This window comes from Caballeronia sp. PC1 (assembly GCF_021353155.1).
GTDB lineage: Bacteria > Pseudomonadota > Gammaproteobacteria > Burkholderiales > Burkholderiaceae > Caballeronia > Caballeronia cordobensis.
Window position 1 is genome coordinate 1,760,286 of record NZ_JAJUBH010000002.1, and the last position, 18,747, is coordinate 1,779,032.

An 18,747-nucleotide genomic window follows, 5' to 3' on the forward strand; every position below is an offset into this window, starting at 1 on the left:
ATATGCCGAACGGCCAGCGGAAAAAAATGGGAGCTATCTCATGCCTACCGAATCCCCGACAGCGGAACTCGGCGCAACCGCATCCGCCTTCACGCTGCCCGCCACCGACGGCAAAACCTACACACTCGACACGCTCAAAGGCGAAAACGGTCTCGTGATCGTCTTCATGTGCAATCACTGCCCCTACGTCAAGTCGGCCATGCCAAACCTCATTCGCGACGCGCGAGCGCTGCAGCAAATCGGCATCAACGTCGCAGGCATCAATTCGAACGACGCGACCGTCTACACCGACGACGCCTTCGACCGCATGATCGCCGTCGCGCAGGCATGGCAACTGCCATTCCCTTATCTGCACGATGAGACCCAGGACGTCGCGCGCACGTACGGTGCGGTGTGCACGCCGGAATGCTTCGGATTCGACCGGGATTTGCGGTTGCGTTATCGCGGACGCATCGATGCTTCGCGCAAAGAGGCCTTGCCGGACGCGCGCCGCGATCTCTTCGAAGCGATGCGCGCGATAGCGGAAAACGACGAGACGCCGGCAGCCGAGCAGTATCCCGCGCTCGGCTGCTCGATCAAATGGAAGGCCTAGCGCTGCTTCTTCGTGCTTCCGGGCGCATGCCAGGCCATCAGATCCTCTTCCGGCCGATCGACCTCGCATCCCCAGTCGAGCGCCTGATCCTGATCGAAACGCTTGCCGAGTTGCCATGCGATTTCCGCGCGCGCGAGCTGTACACCGAGGTAAAACGCATGCCCGCCGTCATGCTCCACGCCGAGTCGCGGATACAGCGCGAACGGATCGACGGCGACATGGTGCCCGTCCCGGTTATAGACATGAATCCCGTCCGCCGACACCTGCACGCGATAGTTAGGATCGCGAACAGAAGCGGCGAGCGCGCCGATCTCGTCGGCATCGTAGGGAAAAGGCCGCTTCGCATGTAACGCGGAAAGATCGGCGCTAATGCCTTTGGGCAGCGTCTGCGTTTCGCGCGCGGCATGCATCACGCGCCGCGCCACATCGGCTTCGCGCACGGCGCGCCGCGCGTGCAGGCTCACCGACGTCGTCAGCACCGCCGCCACGCGCAATTCGGCGGCCATGCCGAACAACACCGCATTGATGCCGCTCGTATCCGCTTCGGTCAGCTCGGTCACGTTGCCGACGCCCATCATGATCGCCACATCGGGATAACGCTCGCGCAAGGATACATAGCGCGCGATGGACGCGGCGAGCCCGAACGGTATCGGATCGAGAATCGGGTCGGCGAGAAAGGCGCGGCCGCGTTGAGTCATGGCGTCGATGGCGGCATCGAGCGAGGCGGCGTCGGCGGGCTCGCGCGGCACGAGTATCGGCGTGGATGCGACCTCGTCCGCGATCCATAGCGTGTCGGTGTTGAGGCTCATCACGTAGTCGGCGCCCGCGCGGCCGCCGCGCACGAGCTCTTCATCGCGCATCGAATCGACGCTCACGCGATAGCCTTGTTCCTTCAACATCACGACCGCATCCTCGAGATGCGGAAATGCGGTTTCCGGCAGACAGCCGATGTCGATCACATCGGCGCCTTGCCGCTTGTATTCGCGCGCGCGTGCCGCGATGCCGTTGAGATCGAGACGCGGCGCATCGACGATCTCCGCGAAAATCTCCGTCTCGTAGCGCGACAGATCGACATGCCGCGCCTCGCGCCCGAAGAACTGCGGTAGGTCCTTCACTTCTTCCGGACCGCGCTCGACCTTCACGCCGTAGTGCGCCGTCAAGGCATCGAGATCGCCGCGGCAGCGGCCGGGCACGATCATGCGGCTCGTGCCTTCGGTCAATGGAATCGCGACGCGCCTGCGGATCATGTCGGCCGTCATCAAGCCCGCCACCTGAAGGCCGATCTCGCGCACTTCCCATGAAAAGGGCGTGCCCGACGCGGCGGGCGCGATGCTTTCGAGCACTTGCTGAAGACTTAGCTGCGCGAGCCGCCCGGTCAGGAAGACGATGTGTTCCATGCGAGCTTCAGGTCCGACAGGCGTTGATCGAGCGCGGCTTCGAGATCGTCGAGCGTGCGGGCCACGGTCGTGTGCGCGAAGCGCGCGAGCCGCTCGACGTTGTCGAACTCGATCGCGCGCGGCCTCACTTCGACCCATTCGTGCGGGGCCTGCGTGATGACGGAAGGCGCGGTATCGCATGCGAACACGATGCCCGGCACGCATTGCTTGCCGGCTTGCGCATAGAGGTTGGTGGGCAGGGTATCGGAGATGCCGAACACGCATTTGGCGACGGTATTGCTCGTCGCGGGCGCGATCACGACCGTGTGATATTCGCCGCCATAGATCATGCCGACAGGCACGCTGCTCGCGCTGTTGTCGCGAAACACCTTGAAGTGCTCGCGCAGCTTCGCGATCGTCCAGCCATAAAGCGGCAGCACTTCCTCGCCGGCGGCGGAAAGAAAGAGATCGACGCCGGGCAGGCGCAAGGCCAGCGCGATCGACTCCTCGAGCATATGGCCGGAGCCGGTCACGCACCACGCGAAGCGCGCGTCGGGCTTGAACTCGTCGAGCCTTCGGACGGGCGTGGGTTGCGTCATGCGTCGGAGGCGGCGTTGTCGGATCCGGGCGTATCGTGCGACAGCCGGATATGCAGTCGATGCATCTTCCGATACAGCGTATTGCGGCTGATGCCGAGCACCTTCGCGACATTGCTCACGTTCCAGCGATGCTCGTCCAGCAATTGCAGCACGGTTTCGCGCTCCTTCACCTGAATCGCGTTGAGCGCGGACGTGTCGGCGTCGTCGGCGAGATGCGGCGGCTGGACCGGCGCGGCCGGTGCGCGCGCGGGCGTTTGCGTCGCGGGCGCTGCGCCGTTCACGATATCCGGCGGCAGATGCGCGCAGCGGATCTCGGGACCATCGCACAGCGCGATCGCCATTTGCAGCACGTGCCGCAACTGGCGGATATTGCCCGGCCACGGATACGAAAGCAGCGCCTGCCGCGCTTCCGCGGAAAGCGTAGGCGGCTCGTCGGATTCGGTTTCGAGAATATGGCCGATGAGCGCGAGCGCATCGGCGCGTTCACGCAAGGGCGGCAGATTGATCTCGATGCCGTTCAGCCGGTAATACAGATCCTCGCGGAACATGCCGGTCTGCACGAGCTCGGCGAGATTGCGGTGGCTCGCGCTGATGAGCTGAAAGTCCACTTTCACGGTGGTTTCCGCGCCGAGCGGCGTCACTTCGTGTTCTTCGAGCACGCGCAGCAAACGCGCCTGCAACGCGAGCGGCATGTCGCCGATTTCGTCGAGAAAGAGCGTGCCGCCATTGGCCTGCACGATCTTGCCGCGCCGGCCTTCGCGCTGCGCGCCGGTGAACGCGCCCGCGCGATAGCCGAACAATTCGCTCTCGATGAGATTCTCCGGCAACGATGCGCAATTCACCGCGACGAACGCACCGCCTCCATTCGGGCTGATGCTGTGCAGCGCATTGGCGAACACTTCCTTGCCGGTGCCCGTCTGGCCGCGCAGGATGATGGGAATCTTGCGCTGGATCACGCGTGCGGCGAGCTGGATCTGCGAGGCCATGCGCGGATCGCCGAATTCCAGATGCGAGAGCTTGTCGAGCCGTCCGGCGCTGGGCGCTTCGCGCGTGTCCTTGCGCGCCGCGGGCTTCGGGCGGGCGCTGGCTGACGGATCGTTCATCAGGATGCGCGTCGCGCCGTTGGCGGCCTCGCGCGGCGTCTGCGCGATGAGAAAGAAGCGGCTGTTCGCCTTCGCGCTATACACCGTCACCGGATGGAACGAGCCGCGGATGCTGCGCGCGATCATGTCTTCGAGCGTCGCGTTGAACGCTTCCTCGATGCGCTTGCCGCAGAGCTCGGCGGGCGAGCGCAGATCGAGCTGAAAGAGTGCGCTGCGGCTCGCGGCGAGCACCACGCCTTCGTCGCTGACGGCGAGCTTGCCCGCGTGCAGCGTGCCGACGAATTCGGGCCGGCTATGAAAGTGGATCATGTTCGCGTGGCGATAGCGCGCATCGATCAGGCGATTTTCGATCATCTGCCGCGACATGCCGACGAGCACGAGCGAATGCTGCTGAAGCAGTTTCGAGCGGCTCGTCACGTCGAGCACGCCGGCGACGCCGCCGCGTTCATCGAAGATCGGCGCGGCCGAGCACGTGAGCGACGTGTAGCGCGGATAAAAATGCTCGTGCTGGCACACGGCGATGCATTCGCGCTCGACGAGACACGTGCCCATGCCGTTCGTGCCGGCTTCGCGCTCGCTCCATAGCGCGCCGACGCGCAGGCCGTCCGCCGCGACCGCTTCGCCGAACGGCACCGATGACACCTGATGCACGATGACGCCGTCCGCATCGACGAGCACGACGGCGAGTTCAGGATCGGCGAGCTGCTGATACAGCGTCGTCATTTCGAGCTTCGAGCAGGCGATGAGATCGCTCGCGGCTTCGCGTCGCTCGGTCAATTCGTGCTGCGTCAGGACGGGCGGCATCACGAAGCGCGCCGGATCGAGCCGGAACTCCGTGAGGCAGCGCAGCCACGATTGCGCGACTGAATCGCTGGCGCGGCGCGCGGCCAGCGGATTATTGACGATGTTCAGCACTTCCCGGACATGCGTGTCTACGTCAGCAAGCGACGACATGGGGGCAAGTCTCCGTTGCGCCGCGTTTCCGGTGCGCGGTTATCCGCGCGGCCGTCCGGCGCCGAATCTGTTGTGTTCTACGTTGGCGCTGCGGCTTTGCCTGCCTGTCTACGCGTGTTCCGCTTGCAGGCGCGCCTCGTGGCCGGGGGATCGGGTGAGTTTCAGGTGTTGCCGATTGCTGTCCGAATGGCTTTCAAGGCCCCGATCCGGCCCGGTTCTCAAAAACTTTACATCCTATGACGCATCGGTTCAATAAGGAGTCGCATAGAGAAGATCAAACGCGCCCGTTTTTTGCTTGCTCCTTACGGATGCATTCGGCGCAGGTTGCCGGTTTTCCACCATCTACGACAGGGACCGCTTTACGCGGCGATGAGCACATGGGCCGATTCGAACCGATCCGCGAAGCTGTTTATGTTGCGCCGCAACCTGCTGATGGCGCGATGGATATCGTTTATATCGAAGGGCTGACCGGGCAGACCGTGATCGGCATCGACTCTTCGGAGCTGCATGATCCGCAGCCGGTGCGGCTGGATCTTGCTATCGGCGTGCCTTCGCTTCGCGCGTGTGCGACGGATCGCATCGAGGATACGGTTAATTATGCGGCAGTGCGGGAGGCGGTTCTTTCGCTCTTCGCGTCGCATGGGTTGCAGTTGCTGGAAGCGCTGGCGGAGCGCATCGCGCAGTTGGTCATCGCGGATTTTGGCGCGCATTGGGTGAGGGTTTCGTTGGCCAAGCCTGCGAAGTTTGATGATGTGGATGCGGTGGGTGTGGTGATTGAGCGACGGCGACGCGTCGAGGGTTTGTGCGGAGGTAGCGGCTCCGCAAGCCTTGCATGGATTGGGAGGGGGTATGTTAGGGAGTGAGGTCTTTGGTTTTTTTGGGTTTCGTGGAACTTGCTTTGTTGTCGGTCTATTAGCACTGCCCCTCCCCGGGGCGGGGGTAACTTTCTTTGCTGCTGCAAAGAAAGTCACCAAAGAAAGCAGCTCTCTCACCGCCCGCGGTCACACGCAGTTTGGCCACTTTTCTCCTCGGGGAACGGCCCTCGCCTAAGTGTCGCCCTCGAAGGCCCCATCGGGCTTGGATCGCGCACGGTCCGTCACATCGCGCCACTTAATTCATTGGTACAGCCATTTCAAGCTCCAGCCCGCTTCGCGGCCGACGGGTCAACCGGGTATGCGTGGGTTTCCCCTGCATACCCAACGGCAGCGCGTAGCGCTGTGCCGAAGCTATTTCGTGCTGCACCAGCGCGCTCAAAGTTATGACTTGTCAGACCGTGCGCGATCCAAGCCCGGTTGGGCTTGTGAGAGCACTCTTTAGGCGAGGGCCATTCCCCGAGGAGAAAAATGGCCAACGTGCGTGTGACCGCGGGCGGTGAGAAGCTGCTTTCTTTGGTGACTTTCTTTGCAGCAGCAAAGAAAGTTACCCCCGCCCCGGGGAGGGGCAGTGCTAATAAACCAACACCAAAACGGGACCCAGCAAAAGAAAGCTCACTTGGCTGCAGCAGCAGCTTGAATCCCACATGCCCTAAACGCATCCTTCTGCAATTCCCGAAACTTCTTGGTCTGAGCCTTAGCCCGATCCACCCGAAACTCAGCCCCGCCTTCCCCACCCAGCGTAGCGTATTTAGAAAACGTCGATTGCTCGACAAAATCATCATAAGGAAGCACTTTCGCGATCCTGTCGATCGCACACGAGCACTTATAAACGTTGGCGAATTCGCGCCCGTTATCCTCCATGCAGCCGAGGACATATTCCACGCGCCCTTCGGTCGGATAATCATGCGTCTTTGCGGGCGCAGCACCGCTGCCGCCGCCGCCCGTCGCGGCGATCGAAAGCGATGAAATCAGCGAGAGGAACGCCACCACCGTCAGCGCGCGGCAACTTGGGATCATGCGATGAGCCTCATAGTTTTAATAAACCCGTAACAGCCGGCACGCAAGACACAACCCACGCACCGGCCACAAGCAAGAAAAAATCAACTCGGCGAGAACGGATGCGACATCGATCCCTTCTTCGATACTACATCCTTCGACGACGGCTCGCCCGCCACCGCGCGCTCGATCGATTCCTTCGTCGCCTGATAGTTGAAGTCGTGGATCTTCTGATCGTCGCTGGCGTCCCAGTGGATGAACACGCCGACGCAAATAAAAAGATCGTCGGCTTCGTCGGCGGGAATCACGCCGCTTTCGACGCTGTCGGCCACCGCCATCGCCACCGCGCGCTGCGCCGGGCCGAACATCTGCACGGCCTGCTTCGCGCCCTTGATCGTCACCTTGTTGAAGAGAATCGTGTTCGGCTTGGTCATCAGATTCGGTGCGACCACGGCGAGCAGCGACGTGAAGCCATCCTTGTTGTTCGTGAGCGCGTGGCAGAACGCGGTCTCTGCAGCTGAACCTCGCGGTCCGATGATCAAGTCGATGTGTGCGACCTCGTTGCCATCGCCGACGAGCGACTCTCCTACCAGGACGCGGTTGATCTTGGCCATGCTGTTCCTCCAGTGGATTTGGTTCTAGGGACTAGCGACTTGCTCTCGACTCGCGACGGTTGACCCTCAAGCCGCGCAAGGCTCGCGGTGCGCCCGATTCACGATGCGACCGCTCAACCGCGAACTTCCTAACATGTTCCGTGCCAATTTTCGTCCGCGCACGGCGCGCTTCATGCATTCGATGTCGATGCCGCGCTCGTCATCAACGCGACGAAGAGCGTCGCCACCGCAAGGTCCGCGCTCGTGCCCGGATTGATGCCGCGCGCCTTCAATGCGGCGTCCCACGCATCGAGCTCAGCCGACTGCGCGGGACGGCCCGCCGCACGCCAGTCCGCGCGATGCTTCGCCGCGTCGCGCGTGACACTTTGCGCCACCGCCGCGCCAAGCTTCCGCACAATGTGTGAGTCGGGCCAGCCGCATAGAAACGCCAGGAACGCGTCGAGCATCGCGCGATGCTCGCTCGACGGCGAAACCGCGCCGGCCGCGTCGAGGCCCGCACCGAAGATATCGGCGAAACCGTTCTCATATTGACGCGCGATGCTGTCGCGCCCGGCCGCGAGCGTCATCGCGGCGCGCAAGGTCACAGTCGGCTGCGCGTGGACGGACTGCTCGGGCGCGTCGCCGAGTCCGCCCGGATTCGCAAGCGCGATCGCGCGATAGGCAAGGCGCGCATCGTCGATATCCAGTTCGGCGAGCACGCGCTCCGTTTCCCGATGCCAGGACGCGGCATCCAGGGATTCGATGCGCTCCAGCGCAGCGCACAAGGGCGCTGCAAGCAGCACGATGCCGAGATTGGTGTTGCAGCCGGCCGCATCGAACGTGCGGCGCACGGCGTCGAGAATGCGCGCGCCCACGCGTGCGCCCGGCGTGAACAAACCCGCCGCCGCCGCGCCCGCGCTCGCGATGAATTGCGCCGACGTCATGCCGTGCCCCGCGCTCGCGACGCTCACGTTGCCGGGCTTCATCGTCTCGACATCGAGCCGGCACGCACGCAGGAACGCCGCGCGCGCGCGCCCGGCAAGCAGCGCGCTAGGCGTGTTCATCGCCGCTGGCGAGCGCGAGCGCGCCCGTCGATCGAGGCAGCTTGCGATCGAGCAGATCGTCGACGAGCAAGGTCGCGATATCGAGCGGCGTCACCGATTGCAGGCCGCGCCACGCCGCGACGCCGTTCACTTCGAGCACGACGGGTCGCCCGCCTTCGGCCGGAATCAGATCGACGCCCGCGTAATCGAGCCCGAGCGCCGCGGTTGCGCGAACGGCGATATCGGCGAGCGCGGGCGTGATGTCCGCCGGCTCGCAGCGCGCGCCGCGCGCGAAGTTGTGGATCCAGTCGTCGCCGCCGACGCGCTTCATCGCCGCGAGCGCCCGGCCGCCGATCACGAGCACGCGCCAGTCGAAACCGGGCGCGCCCGCATCGACATAACGCTGCAGATACGCGACCTGGCTGAACGGTTTGAGCGAGGGCAGACGCACGCCGGGCTTCCTGAGGCCTTTACCCTGCGAGCCGAAAAGCGGTTTCATCACGACCTGACGGCCCGCCGCGGCCTCGCGCATCAGCACGCGCTGCGCATGCGCGGCGGATTCGGCGGCCCACGTCGCGGGCGTCGGCACGCCGTAGCGGTTGAGCAGAAAGCTCGTCATCGATTTATCGACGCTGCGCTCGATCGCGCGCGCATCGTTATAAACCGGCACGCCGCATTCGCGCAGCGCGTGAAGAATGCCGAGCCGCAACGTCACCTGCTCGAACGTGCCGCCCGCGATGCCGCGCACGAACACCGCGTCGGGCAGCGTGTGGCCGTAGCCGGGAATCGCAAGGCCGTGAGGCGGCCAGGTCGTATCGATGCGGCAATCCGCGAGATCGACGCAACGCGCCTCCACGCCGCGCGCGCGAAACGCTTTCTTCAGGCGGCTGGTGTGCCAGCCGGTTTCGTCGGTCATGATGGCTACGCGCAACGCCGGCAGGCTCATGACGCGCTCCATTGCGCTTCGAGCAACGCGCGATCGACCTTGCCGCCGTGATACGTCGCGCCGCTTTCGAGGCTCGACACCCAGACCTCGGCGGGCGCGAACAGCGCCGGGTCGATCTGATAGAAGTCGTAGTTGAACGACGTGAAGATGTCGGCGAACGGCCGCCCGTAATCGCGCGCGTTCGACGAGGGCAGTTCGGCCGCGAGACGTTTCGCGGCGGCATCGCTTTTCACGGTCAGATGCACGCGGCCGCCGTAGAGAATCGCGTCGTTGGTGCGGCCCATCGCCTGGATGCCGTCCGGCGCGGGCGGCGGCAAGGGCGCACTGCCGCTGCCTTCCACGATCTCGCTCAAGCTCACGCCCAGCACATGGGTCTTGTGCAGCGCCACTTCCACGACGCGCGCAACGACCTGCACCGTGCCCGCCACAGAGTGCGTCGGCGTCACGGCGATCACGAGCTGCTCGGGCGCGAGGCCGCAGTCGCCCAGCACCTTGTCGATGACGACCTGCGGCGGCAACCGGTCCACTTCCATCACGAGCGCGCCGCGATCGTTTCGGTCGCGGTAGCCGAGTTCGTCGAAAAGCGGTTCCTTGCATGCGAGCGCGCGCGCGGGGCCTGAGCCGAGCGAGAAGAACTTCTTGCCGCCCGTCTGCTCTTTCGTCGCGGAAAGGCTCCAGCCCGCGTACTGACTCGCGAGACAGGCGAGAACCGGATTGCTCGTATGCACTTCGATGAAGACCGGCCAGAGCGGCGCGTGATCGAATGCAACGCGCCGCGCCACGCGTCCGAGCCCGCCCATGCAGATGCGCGCGATCAGGATGCCCGCTTCGGCGCTGCCTTTCGCGTTCACGCCCGCATCGACGATGACGGTGCCGCCATCGGTGCGCGTGATCTCGACGGCAAGGCGCGCGGCATCGTCGATGAGGCGCGCGACGAGCCGCTCGCTCGATGCGTTGACGCTGATAGGCGGAGATGTCATGAGTCAGACCGTATTGATGCGTTGCAGAAGACGCGCGCACTGGCGATCCAGCGCGTCGCGCAAGTCGGGGAAGGCGGCGGCCGTCGCGGTCATCGTGCAGACCGGCTGGCCCGCTTCGATGCGCGCGCCGACGAGCGGCACGTCGTGGCATGCCGGATCGGCGAAGCAGGCGTCGCTGAACGCGCGCGACGCAGTGAAGCCATCGGGCGCGAACACGACGCGCTGCCCGGCAAAGAGCGGCGGCGCCTGCATGAGCGTGTCGGGCGCATGCGGCAGCTCGCCGTGCAGACACGCGTCGAGATGCGCGCCGATCAGCCCGCGCGGCCACGCGTCGGGCCATGCGGCTTCGTAGAGCGCCATCGTCGACGAAGGGCGCGTGTTGATTTCGAGCACGCTGAAGGTCTCGCCGTCGAGCAGAAAATCGATGCTGTTCAGGCCCGTGAGGTCCGTCTGCCAGACGATTCGTTCGATCGCTTCGACGATGCGCGCGCCGATGCGCTGCGGCAGTTGCACCGGCCCGAGCGAGCCGGCGTGCACGAAGGGCAGCCGGCCGGCTTCGACCGTCAGTTGCTCCGCGAAACCCATCACCGACGCCTCGCGATGCGCCGCGACGAAAAGCGCGGACATCGAACGGCCTTGCGCGAGCCGCTGGAAATACGCGCCGTCGGGCACGCGTTCGACATCGCTCGCCCATTGGATATGCGTGCCGCCGCAGCCGTCGGAGCGCTTCACGAGCCAGCCGCGCGGATCGGCGGGCCGCGTATGACGCACCTCCGGATGGGCAATATGCGCTTCGTCGAGCAGCGCGAAGAAGCGCCGCGGATCGCGCACCGCCGCCGCCTGCGCGCCGTTGCCGATGAAGCGCGGCACGCGCGGCGCGCACGACAGTTCGTCGGCGAGCGGTTCGAGGCCGCTCGTGACGATGAGGCCGAGCATGCGCGGCAGGCGCGCGGCGTGTTCGAGCGCATCGAAAAGGCGCGCGCGATCGATCGAAAGCCCTTGTCCGCCTACCGCGCCGATATCGAACCACATGCCCGCGTGCTCGCGCGTGTCGCGGTCGCCGAAGATATCGAGCGCGACGACGTTCAGCCCCGCGCGCGCCGCCGACTGCGCGACGAGGCGCGCCGACAACCCGGCGACGGCCACACGCGGCGCGCGCGTCATCATGAGCTTTGTCCCGCGACGATCGCGCGCGCTTCGTCGAAGGCCTCGGGAAAGCCGAGATACACGGGCTTGCCGCTGGTGCGCATGCGCAGGAAGAGCCGATGCTCCGCCTGATACTTCACGTTGCCGATGGCGAGCGCGCCGATGCCGACCGCGTCCGAACGCGCCGCGCCCGCGAGCGGCTTGCCGTCGTCCATGACGTTGACGCCCGCGATGCCTTCGGGCGGCACGGCGTTGACATCGGCGGCGATCAGCAGATTCCTGCCATGCGCGAGATCGGCGGAGGTCATCACCTGCACGCCGGCCACCGCGGTCGCGAACACGACTTCCGCGCGCGCGAGTTCGCGATGCAGTTGATCGGGCGTGCCGGTCGCGACGCCCGAGGTGGCGATATCGAAGCGCCGGTTGATTTCGTCGCTCACTTGCGTGGCGCGCGACTGGCTCGAATGGCTGGCGACCGCGACATCCGCACCGAGCGACGCGGCCATCGCCGCCGCGACACGCCCGACCGCGCCCGTGCCGCCGAGAATCAGCACGCGCTTGCCGCCGAGATCGACCGAATGCGCGGTTCGCAGATGCTTTTCCGCGAGCGCGACGAGCGCGGCGGCCGTCGTGTACGCGCCGCTCGGATCGGCGAAGACCGAGACTTCGAAGGGCGGGACCATTGCGTTGCGCGCTCTTTCGAGCATGTCGGCGGCAAGCATCACGTCGCGTCCGCCGATGAAGATGCCGGTGCGCGACACGCCTTTCGGCCCGCGCGAAAAGATCGCATCCTGCGTGAGCTGCACGACGCTGTCCTCGCCGACGTTGCAGTAGGGCACGAGGATCTGATAGCCGGCATCGGCGGCCATGTTCACATCGAACGGGCTCATTTGCGGCGTCGCGGTGAACATGTGCAGGACGTAGGGTCGTTCGGTGGCTTCGGGCATGGCGATGGACTCGTTTGTCGTGTGGTGATGTCTCTGTTCAGGCGGCGTTCGCCCCGTGCTGGCGCGGCTCGGCCGCGCGCCAGGTCGCGCCTCTGTTGCGTCCCGCTGCGATGGTGAAGGCGAGCGGCGCGCCTTGCGACACGCGTTCTGCGGCGGCGCGCGCGCGCTCGGCGTCCTGCGCACTCGCGACGAAGGCGAAGCCGACGGGTCCCCACGAGGTCTGTCCGATGCCGGCTTTCTGCTCGGCGGCGACGGCTTCGAGCGCGCGCGCGACGGCAGGGCTCGCGAACACGCCGCCTTGCACGGGCGCGAAGTATTCGCCGATGGTGTGCTGCATATCGCAGATGGCGTCGGCGAAGGTGTCGAAGTCGTGTTCCGCGACCGCGGGCAGGATGCGCATCAGCACGAGATGCGAGAGATGCGCGGCGAGCGTCGCCGGAAAGGGCGCGAGCGATGCGAGGCCGCGTTTTTCCTCGTCGCCGTGCAGGCCTTCGCGCGAGGTGTCGTCGATGAGCAGGACGCGCCATGCTTCGGGAAACGGCTGACGCGCGATGAGCGGCGGCAGTGCCGTCGATGTTGTCGTGGACGCGTTGCGGCCGCCATCGACGATCAGTCCGCCGTGATCGAAGCCATGTATGCCGATGCCGGAGCGTGCGCCGCGCGCGAGGATTCTGGCGATATCGGCGGTGCTGGCCGCGTGGCCTTTGACGCGCGCGAAGGCGGTGCCGAGCGCGAGGGCGAGTTGCGTGCCGGAGCCTAGCCCCGTGTGAGGGCGAGGTGTTTCGTGCACCTCGATGTCGATCGTCGGGCCGTCTTCTCCGCTTTCACCTAGCGCGGTGTGGAGCTGCCTTAGGTAATGCGCTATGCGGGCGCGCTGGGCATCGCTCGTGGTGCCTTCGATTCGCGGATCGTTGCGTCGTGATGCGGGCGCTTGACGAGCCGTGATGCGCGTCGCGTGCGCGTCGATGGCGAGACCGATGCTGCCGAAGGTGCGGCCCAGCGAGCCGTTCGGATCGATGAAGCCGAGATGCAGGCGCGATGGGGACTCGACTGTAATCGCTGAGGGCGGGGTCAGGCGTCCGGGGGATGGCATCGAGGTCCTTTTTTGCGGCGGGGTTTTTTGGGGCTTTGGGGGTTAGGCAAATCCTGTACCAGGTTTTGATCTGGTTTTGGTTTTGTGGAACTTGCTTTCGTGTCGGTCTATTAGTACTGCCCCTCCCCGGGGCGGGGGTAACTTTCTTTGCTGCTGCAAAGAAAGTCACCAAAGAAAGCAGCTTTGTCACCGCCCGCGGTCACACGCAGTTTGGCCATTTTTCTCCTGGGGGATCGGCCCTCGCCTAAAGAGTGCCCTCACAAGCCCAACCGGGCTTGGATCGCGCACGGTCTGACAAACCATAACTTTGTGCGCGCTGGTTCAGCACGAAATAGCTTCGGCACAGCGCTGCGCGCTGCCGTGGGGTATGCGAGGGAAACCAGCGAATACGAATGCACTCGCATACCCGATTAGCCCATCGGCCGCGGAGCGGGCCGGAGCTTGAAATGGCTGTACCCGTTTGTTGAAGGGTGCGATGTGACGGATCGTGCGCGATCCAAGCCCAATTGGGCCTATGGGGGCACTCTTTAGGCGAGGGCCGTTCCCCGAGGAGAAAAATGGCCAACGTGCGTGTGACCGCGGGCAATGAGAAAGCTGCTTTCTTTGGTGACTTTCTTTGCAGCAGCAAAGAAAGTTACCCCCGCCCCGGGGAGGGGCAGTGCTAATAGACCGACAACAAAGCAAGTTCCACTCAAAAAAACAAAACCCTACCCGTCATACTTGATATACCGAAACCGCTGATCATCCGAAGGCGTCCCTTCAAGAGGCCCACCCTCCTTCCCAGGCTGCCACTGCACGACCTCTTCGATCTTGGAAGCCAAAGCAAAGTCCTTATCAGTAATGCCCTTGGCCGAATGAGTCTTGAGCTTGACCACAACAAAAGCATAAGAAACCGTCAAATCCGGATGATGCCAGGCCGCTTCGGCCAGATGCCCCACCGTATTGACCACCATAAGCGTTCCCTTCCAGCTCTCTGTCTTGAACTTGCGCCTGAGCCATCCATCCTCGAGATACCAATGCGCGAGCGTACCCGTCAGACGTTGCTGGATTTCCTCGTCGGAATAGACCTTTTCGGCTTGAGCCATGGCAACCGCCTCCATTCAAAGAACGCGAGCCACAAGTATGCGCCGCTTGCGAGAGCCCCGCACCATCGCGCAAAAGGCATGCTGCGACGCGTCATGTCACGCGTTCTGCTTCGCGTATTTGACACAGTATGTGTCGCTACCCGACAAAAACCCGTCCGCTAACGACAGCATCACGCGTCAAATTCCCGATTTAAGGCAGCACGGAAGAAACCGGCATGGAATATGCAATTGGCCTCTCTACGCAAAAGCCCGGCTATGTACCGGGCGAGGCGCAGCTCGTTACCTGCATTTGAAGGCGCGCACGATGCAACCGGTAGCGTAGTCACCTGGGTCGGAAGCATCACCATTCTGGAGGAGACATGAACTTACGCACCCTGGTTCTTGGACTGGCGGTGGCAGCGACGGCAGGCCTGAATTCTTATGTCGCTCAGGCCGACTCGCAGCTCGATAGCCTGATCAAGAATCCCTCGAACTGGGCGGCGCAAGCGGGCGATTATTCGAATCACCGCTATAGCACGCTCAAGCAAATCAATGAAAACAACGTCGGCAAGCTACAGGTTGCCTGGACCATGTCGACAGGTGTGCTGCGCGGCCATGAAGGCTCGCCGCTCGTCATCGGCGAAACGATGTATATCCACTCGCCATTCCCTAACAAGGTTATCGCCATCAACCTGAAGGATCAGACCTTCATCTGGCAATACCAGCCGAAGCAGGACAATCAGGTCATCTCGGTGATGTGCTGCGATACGGTCAACCGTGGTCTAGCTTATGGCGACGGCAAGATCTTCCTGCAGCAAGCCGATACCAAGCTCGTCGCACTCGACGCCAAAACCGGCGACGTCGTATGGAGCGCGCAGAACGGCGATCCGAAGAAGGGCGAAACCAACACCAATGCGCCGCACGTCTTCGGTGACAAGGTGCTGACCGGCATCTCCGGCGGTGAGTTCGGCGTGCGCGGACGTCTCGTCGCGTACAACATCAAGGACGGCAAGGAAGTGTGGAAGGCCTATAGCGTAGGCCCCGATAACGAAATGCTGTTCGACCCGCAAACGACGATGACCTGGGCAGACGGCAAGATGGTGCCGGTCGGCGCGGACTCGTCGCTCAAGAGCTGGCAGGGCGATCAGTGGAAATACGGCGGCGGCACCACATGGGGCTGGTACGCGTGGGACCCGAAACTCAACCTTGTGTACTACGGCTCGGGCAATCCGGGCACGTGGAACCCGACACAGCGCCCCGGCGACAACAAATGGTCGATGACCATCTTCGCCCGCGATCTGAATACGGGCAAGGCGAAGTGGGTCTATCAGATGACGCCTCACGACGAGTGGGACTATGACGGCGTCAACGAGATGATCCTGTCGGACCTGAACATCGGCGGCAAGAAAGTGCCCGCGATCGTTCACTTCGACCGCAATGGCTTCGGCTATACGTTGAATCGCGATACGGGCGAACTGCTCGTCGCGCAGAAGTTCGATCCGGCCGTGAACTGGGCCGATAGCGTCGATCTGAAGAGCGGCCTGCCGATTCGCAATGCGAGCTATTCGACGCAGAAGGCCGGTCCCGATCACAACGTGAAGAACATCTGCCCCGCGGCGCTCGGCTCGAAGGATCAGCAGCCGGCCGCATTCGACCCGAACTCCAGCCTGTTCCTCGTGCCGACAAATCATGTCTGCATGGACTACGAGCCGTTCCAGGTCGATTACGTGGCGGGTCAGCCGTTCGTCGGCGCGACGCTCTCGATGTATCCGGGCCCGAACGAGAAGGGCGCGATGGGTAACTTCATTGCGTGGGATGCCTCGAAGGGCAAGATCGTGTGGTCCAAGCCGGAGAAGTTCTCGGTCTGGTCCGGCGCGCTCGCGACCGCTGGCGGCATCGTGTTCTACGGCACGCTCGAAGGCTATATCAAGGCAGTGCGCATCAAGGACGGCAAGGAGCTGTGGAAGTTCAAGACGCCGTCCGGGATCATCGGCAACGTGTTCACGTATCAGTTCCAGGGCAAGCAATACGTCGGCGTGTATTCGGGCATCGGCGGCTGGGCTGGTATCGGCATGGCGGCGGGTCTCGAGAAGTCGACGGAAGGCCTCGGCGCAGTGGGCGGCTACAAGGACCTCGCGAAGTACACGGCTCTTGGCGGCACGCTCTTCGTGTTCGCGATTCCGGGTGGTTGATTGAGTTGATCGAAGCACAGCGCGGCGGCCGCAATGGCCGTCGCGCGAATACCCCCATATACAAGACATGTTCAAGGAGTCCGACGTATGAAAGGCCGATCACTCTTGCTGCTCTCGATGACGCTCGCTGCGTCGTCCGCTTCGTTCGCCCAGACGCCGTCGAGCGCTGGACAGATGAAGCCGGTCGCGTACAAGGTCGTCGATGGCAACAAGGTCGACAGTGACACGCTACAGGGCTGGAAAACCTGGCGCGCGCTGGCGTGCGAACGCTGTCACGGGGCGAAACAGGAAGGTATGGTCGGCCCGTCGCTGATCGATGCTTTGAAGACGCTGGACAAGAACGAGTTTCATCGCACGGTGTTTGGCGGACGCGTGGACAAGGGCATGCCCGACTTCAGCTCCAGCCAGATGATGCAAAAGAATTGGGAGAACCTCTATGCGTATCTGAAGGGGCGCTCCGACGGCAAGATCAACCCGGGCGACCTGCAGGCAATCGATGCAAAATGAAGACGCCGGGCGCATGACGCGCCAACGTCTGATGATTGCTCTCACTCCCGGAGGTATCGATGTCTGATCGTAATGCAAGCCGCGCCGCTTCGTTCCGATTCGCGGCCGCACTCTGCGCGGCGCTCGCGGCGTTCTCGGCGCAACCCGTTTTCGCGCAACAGGGGGCGAGCGCCCCGCCGCCCAATCTGCCGAACAACGATGGCGCGGACGGCGTGCTGCGCGTGTGCGCCGACCCGAACAACATGCCGCTCTCGAACAAGAAGGGCGAGGGTTACGAGAACAAGATCGCGAGTCAGATGGCGAGCGATTTCGGCTATAAGCTCGAATACACGTATTGGCCGCAACGCATGGGTTTCGTGCGCAATACCTTGCGCGAAAAGGTGCCGCAGTCGGAGCGCTTCAAATGCGATCTGATCATCGGCGTGCCGAAGGGTTATGAACTCACGGCGACTACGCGCCCGTATCTGCATTCCACTTATGCGATGGTGTTTCCGAACAAGCCCGAATACGCGAGCATCAAGTCGCCGTCGGACCTGATGAACCTGCCGCCCGACCAGCTCAAGAAGATGAAGCTAGGCATCTTCGTGAAGAGCCCCGCGGTCGACTGGCTGCTCAGAAATAATCTGATCGATCAGGCGGTGTCGTATCAGGGGCAAAGCGGCGATCCCGAGGCCTTTCCGGGCGAGATGATCGAACACGATCTGGTGCAGGGCAACGTCGATGCGGCTTTCGTATGGGGGCCGATTGCGGGCTATTTCGCCAATCGCTCCGATAACAAGGTGCGCCTCGTGCCGTTTCCGGCGGGCCAGCCGATTCGTTTCGACTACGAGATATCGATGGGCGTGCGTTATGGCGAGAAAGCATGGCGCGACAAGGTCGATAACTGGATAGCGTCCAATCAGCCGAAGATCGATCAGATTCTTTCGGGTTATCAGGTTCCTTTGCTGCCATTGCAGCCGGTGGCCGCGCAATGAGGCGCATATACGGGGGTGCGCTTTGCGCATGGTCCATCGCGTTCGCGGCATTGGTGGCGTCGCCTGCGGTCAGCGCGGCGGATGCGCCTGCCGCCTCTGCGCCGGGCGTCGATATCAAGCCGGCTGAGCGCTTGCTGTTCATGCAGTCGCACATGGATGGCGTCGAGCCGCAGACCGAGCTGGATTATGCGGTGGATTATTCCGGGCCGCCGTCGAAGGTCAACGATACGTTGCGCGTGCTTGTCGTGAGTCCGGGCAACAGCAAGAATGACGCGCGCGTGACGGATCGCACCGGCAATGTGAATGTGCCTGGCGGGCTGCCGTGCAATCCGGTGATCATCTATTTTCTGGAGCACGATATCGCGGAGATGGAGCAACTGACCGGCGGACAGCGGCGCTATTTCCAGCAGCGTGTGCGGATGGCGCTGGCGGCCGGGCCTCAGATTACGACGGTGTCGAGCGAGGCGCTCGGGCTTGGAAAGCACCCCAAGGCTCAGCAGATCGTCATTCAGCCTTATTTGAATGATCCGAACTCGGAGCGGTTCAGTAAGTACACGGGCAAGCGGTATACGTTCGTCATGGCCGATGACGTGCCCGGGCGGTTGCTGATGATTCGCACGGAAGTGCCGGGGGAGGGGAATGATTTTGCGCATCCGCTGCAGAAGGAGACGATTGCTTATCAAGGGGCTTTGAAGAATATGGGTTCTCCGAAGGCTTCGAATGGGCCTCGGGCTAGTCGGTAGGTTTTTTTGGGGTGGATCCCGTAT

The 18,747-nt window shown here is 63.5% G+C and carries 18 protein-coding genes; 6 read left to right on the forward strand and 12 right to left on the reverse strand.

What is annotated here, in order from left to right:
• Nucleotides 1–40: 40 nt before the first annotated feature.
• Nucleotides 41–592 (forward strand): thioredoxin family protein, encoded by a 552-nt coding sequence (locus LY284_RS24120; RefSeq protein WP_233388202.1) that lies wholly within the window; start codon nt 41–43, stop codon nt 590–592.
• Here LY284_RS24120 and LY284_RS24125 read toward each other — a convergent pair.
• Genes LY284_RS24125 through LY284_RS24135 form a run of 3 tightly spaced genes read right to left on the reverse strand, consistent with a single transcriptional unit; the run spans nt 589 to nt 4,624 of the window.
• Nucleotides 589–1,989: a DUF6513 domain-containing protein gene (locus tag LY284_RS24125; protein ID WP_233388203.1), complete on the reverse strand. Its 1,401-nt coding sequence runs from the start codon at nt 1,987–1,989 to the stop codon at nt 589–591. The genes LY284_RS24120 and LY284_RS24125 overlap by 4 nt on opposite strands.
• Nucleotides 1,968–2,567, reverse strand: a complete 600-nt coding sequence (locus LY284_RS24130) for a flavoprotein (protein ID WP_233388204.1) — start codon at nt 2,565–2,567, stop codon at nt 1,968–1,970. The genes LY284_RS24125 and LY284_RS24130 overlap by 22 nt, the downstream gene beginning before the upstream one ends.
• Entirely contained in the window at nt 2,564–4,624 is a 2,061-nt protein-coding gene (locus LY284_RS24135) for a sigma-54-dependent Fis family transcriptional regulator (protein WP_014251681.1), read from the reverse strand. Before LY284_RS24135 ends, LY284_RS24130 begins: the two co-directional genes overlap by 4 nt.
• Before the next feature lie 377 nt (nt 4,625–5,001).
• Here LY284_RS24135 and LY284_RS24140 point away from each other — a divergent pair, with 377 nt between their 5' ends.
• Complete coding sequence (locus LY284_RS24140) at nt 5,002–5,487, forward strand: dihydroneopterin aldolase (protein ID WP_053569778.1); 486 nt, start codon at nt 5,002–5,004, stop codon at nt 5,485–5,487.
• Between the two features lie 624 nt (nt 5,488–6,111).
• Here the strand turns inward: LY284_RS24140 and LY284_RS24145 are convergent.
• From LY284_RS24145 to LY284_RS24185, 9 genes are all read right to left on the reverse strand, one after another.
• The gene (locus LY284_RS24145) at nt 6,112–6,516 is read right to left on the reverse strand and encodes a hypothetical protein (protein WP_045452759.1); all 405 of its coding nucleotides are present in this window, start codon (nt 6,514–6,516) and stop codon (nt 6,112–6,114) included.
• 83 nt (nt 6,517–6,599) lie between these two features.
• Nucleotides 6,600–7,109 carry a formaldehyde-activating enzyme gene (fae, locus tag LY284_RS24150; protein ID WP_014251683.1) on the reverse strand — a complete coding sequence of 170 codons (510 nt, stop codon included), beginning with the start codon at nt 7,107–7,109 and terminating at the stop codon, nt 6,600–6,602.
• Between the two features lie 170 nt (nt 7,110–7,279).
• Complete coding sequence (locus tag LY284_RS24155; protein ID WP_233388205.1) at nt 7,280–8,152, reverse strand: triphosphoribosyl-dephospho-CoA synthase; 873 nt, start codon at nt 8,150–8,152, stop codon at nt 7,280–7,282.
• Complete coding sequence (locus tag LY284_RS24160; protein ID WP_233388206.1) at nt 8,139–9,077, reverse strand: RimK family alpha-L-glutamate ligase; 939 nt, start codon at nt 9,075–9,077, stop codon at nt 8,139–8,141. The genes LY284_RS24155 and LY284_RS24160 overlap by 14 nt, the downstream gene beginning before the upstream one ends.
• Nucleotides 9,074–10,057, reverse strand: a complete 984-nt coding sequence (gene mch / locus LY284_RS24165) for a methenyltetrahydromethanopterin cyclohydrolase (RefSeq protein WP_014251686.1) — start codon at nt 10,055–10,057, stop codon at nt 9,074–9,076. The genes LY284_RS24160 and mch overlap by 4 nt, the downstream gene beginning before the upstream one ends.
• Nucleotides 10,058–10,060: 3 nt before the next feature.
• Nucleotides 10,061–11,224 carry an ATP-grasp domain-containing protein gene (locus LY284_RS24170; RefSeq protein WP_233388207.1) on the reverse strand — a complete coding sequence of 388 codons (1,164 nt, stop codon included), beginning with the start codon at nt 11,222–11,224 and terminating at the stop codon, nt 10,061–10,063.
• Nucleotides 11,221–12,150 carry an NAD(P)-dependent methylenetetrahydromethanopterin dehydrogenase gene (locus tag LY284_RS24175; protein WP_233388208.1) on the reverse strand — a complete coding sequence of 310 codons (930 nt, stop codon included), beginning with the start codon at nt 12,148–12,150 and terminating at the stop codon, nt 11,221–11,223. Before LY284_RS24175 ends, LY284_RS24170 begins: the two co-directional genes overlap by 4 nt.
• A 37-nt stretch (nt 12,151–12,187) precedes the next feature.
• Nucleotides 12,188–13,243 carry a beta-ribofuranosylaminobenzene 5'-phosphate synthase family protein gene (locus tag LY284_RS24180; protein WP_233388209.1) on the reverse strand — a complete coding sequence of 352 codons (1,056 nt, stop codon included), beginning with the start codon at nt 13,241–13,243 and terminating at the stop codon, nt 12,188–12,190.
• 707 nt (nt 13,244–13,950) lie between these two features.
• Complete coding sequence (locus LY284_RS24185) at nt 13,951–14,328, reverse strand: 4a-hydroxytetrahydrobiopterin dehydratase (protein WP_014251690.1); 378 nt, start codon at nt 14,326–14,328, stop codon at nt 13,951–13,953.
• A 359-nt stretch (nt 14,329–14,687) separates the two neighbouring features.
• On the opposite strand from LY284_RS24185, the gene LY284_RS24190 reads away from it, so the two are divergent.
• The 4 genes from LY284_RS24190 to LY284_RS24205 all read left to right on the forward strand — a co-directional run bounded on the left by LY284_RS24190 (nt 14,688) and on the right by LY284_RS24205 (nt 18,723).
• Nucleotides 14,688–16,499, forward strand: a complete 1,812-nt coding sequence (locus tag LY284_RS24190; RefSeq protein WP_014251691.1) for a methanol/ethanol family PQQ-dependent dehydrogenase — start codon at nt 14,688–14,690, stop codon at nt 16,497–16,499.
• Between the two features lie 87 nt (nt 16,500–16,586).
• Entirely contained in the window at nt 16,587–17,006 is a 420-nt protein-coding gene (locus tag LY284_RS24195; RefSeq protein WP_014251692.1) for a c-type cytochrome, read from the forward strand.
• Nucleotides 17,007–17,065: 59 nt separating this feature from the next.
• Nucleotides 17,066–17,980, forward strand: coding sequence for a substrate-binding domain-containing protein (locus tag LY284_RS24200; protein ID WP_014251693.1), 915 nt, complete (start codon nt 17,066–17,068; stop codon nt 17,978–17,980).
• A complete protein-coding gene (locus tag LY284_RS24205) occupies nt 17,977–18,723 on the forward strand; it encodes a hypothetical protein (protein ID WP_233388210.1) in 747 nt (248 codons plus the stop codon). The genes LY284_RS24200 and LY284_RS24205 overlap by 4 nt, the downstream gene beginning before the upstream one ends.
• Nucleotides 18,724–18,747: the final 24 nt, after the last annotated feature.

What these genes read in the sequence shown, in the direction of transcription:
- LY284_RS24120 (WP_233388202.1), top strand. Translation starts at nt 41, where the DNA reads ATGCCTACCGAATCCCCGACAGCGGAACTCGGCGCAACCGCATCCGCC.
- LY284_RS24125 (WP_233388203.1), bottom strand. Translation starts at nt 1,989, where the DNA reads ATGGAACACATCGTCTTCCTGACCGGGCGGCTCGCGCAGCTAAGTCTT.
- LY284_RS24130 (WP_233388204.1), bottom strand. Translation starts at nt 2,567, where the DNA reads ATGACGCAACCCACGCCCGTCCGAAGGCTCGACGAGTTCAAGCCCGAC.
- LY284_RS24135 (WP_014251681.1), bottom strand. Translation starts at nt 4,624, where the DNA reads ATGTCGTCGCTTGCTGACGTAGACACGCATGTCCGGGAAGTGCTGAAC.
- LY284_RS24140 (WP_053569778.1), top strand. Translation starts at nt 5,002, where the DNA reads ATGGGCCGATTCGAACCGATCCGCGAAGCTGTTTATGTTGCGCCGCAA.
- LY284_RS24145 (WP_045452759.1), bottom strand. Translation starts at nt 6,516, where the DNA reads ATGATCCCAAGTTGCCGCGCGCTGACGGTGGTGGCGTTCCTCTCGCTG.
- fae (WP_014251683.1), bottom strand. Translation starts at nt 7,109, where the DNA reads ATGGCCAAGATCAACCGCGTCCTGGTAGGAGAGTCGCTCGTCGGCGAT.
- LY284_RS24155 (WP_233388205.1), bottom strand. Translation starts at nt 8,152, where the DNA reads ATGAACACGCCTAGCGCGCTGCTTGCCGGGCGCGCGCGCGCGGCGTTC.
- LY284_RS24160 (WP_233388206.1), bottom strand. Translation starts at nt 9,077, where the DNA reads ATGAGCCTGCCGGCGTTGCGCGTAGCCATCATGACCGACGAAACCGGC.
- mch (WP_014251686.1), bottom strand. Translation starts at nt 10,057, where the DNA reads ATGACATCTCCGCCTATCAGCGTCAACGCATCGAGCGAGCGGCTCGTC.
- LY284_RS24170 (WP_233388207.1), bottom strand. Translation starts at nt 11,224, where the DNA reads ATGATGACGCGCGCGCCGCGTGTGGCCGTCGCCGGGTTGTCGGCGCGC.
- LY284_RS24175 (WP_233388208.1), bottom strand. Translation starts at nt 12,150, where the DNA reads ATGCCCGAAGCCACCGAACGACCCTACGTCCTGCACATGTTCACCGCG.
- LY284_RS24180 (WP_233388209.1), bottom strand. Translation starts at nt 13,243, where the DNA reads ATGCCATCCCCCGGACGCCTGACCCCGCCCTCAGCGATTACAGTCGAG.
- LY284_RS24185 (WP_014251690.1), bottom strand. Translation starts at nt 14,328, where the DNA reads ATGGCTCAAGCCGAAAAGGTCTATTCCGACGAGGAAATCCAGCAACGT.
- LY284_RS24190 (WP_014251691.1), top strand. Translation starts at nt 14,688, where the DNA reads ATGAACTTACGCACCCTGGTTCTTGGACTGGCGGTGGCAGCGACGGCA.
- LY284_RS24195 (WP_014251692.1), top strand. Translation starts at nt 16,587, where the DNA reads ATGAAAGGCCGATCACTCTTGCTGCTCTCGATGACGCTCGCTGCGTCG.
- LY284_RS24200 (WP_014251693.1), top strand. Translation starts at nt 17,066, where the DNA reads ATGTCTGATCGTAATGCAAGCCGCGCCGCTTCGTTCCGATTCGCGGCC.
- LY284_RS24205 (WP_233388210.1), top strand. Translation starts at nt 17,977, where the DNA reads ATGAGGCGCATATACGGGGGTGCGCTTTGCGCATGGTCCATCGCGTTC.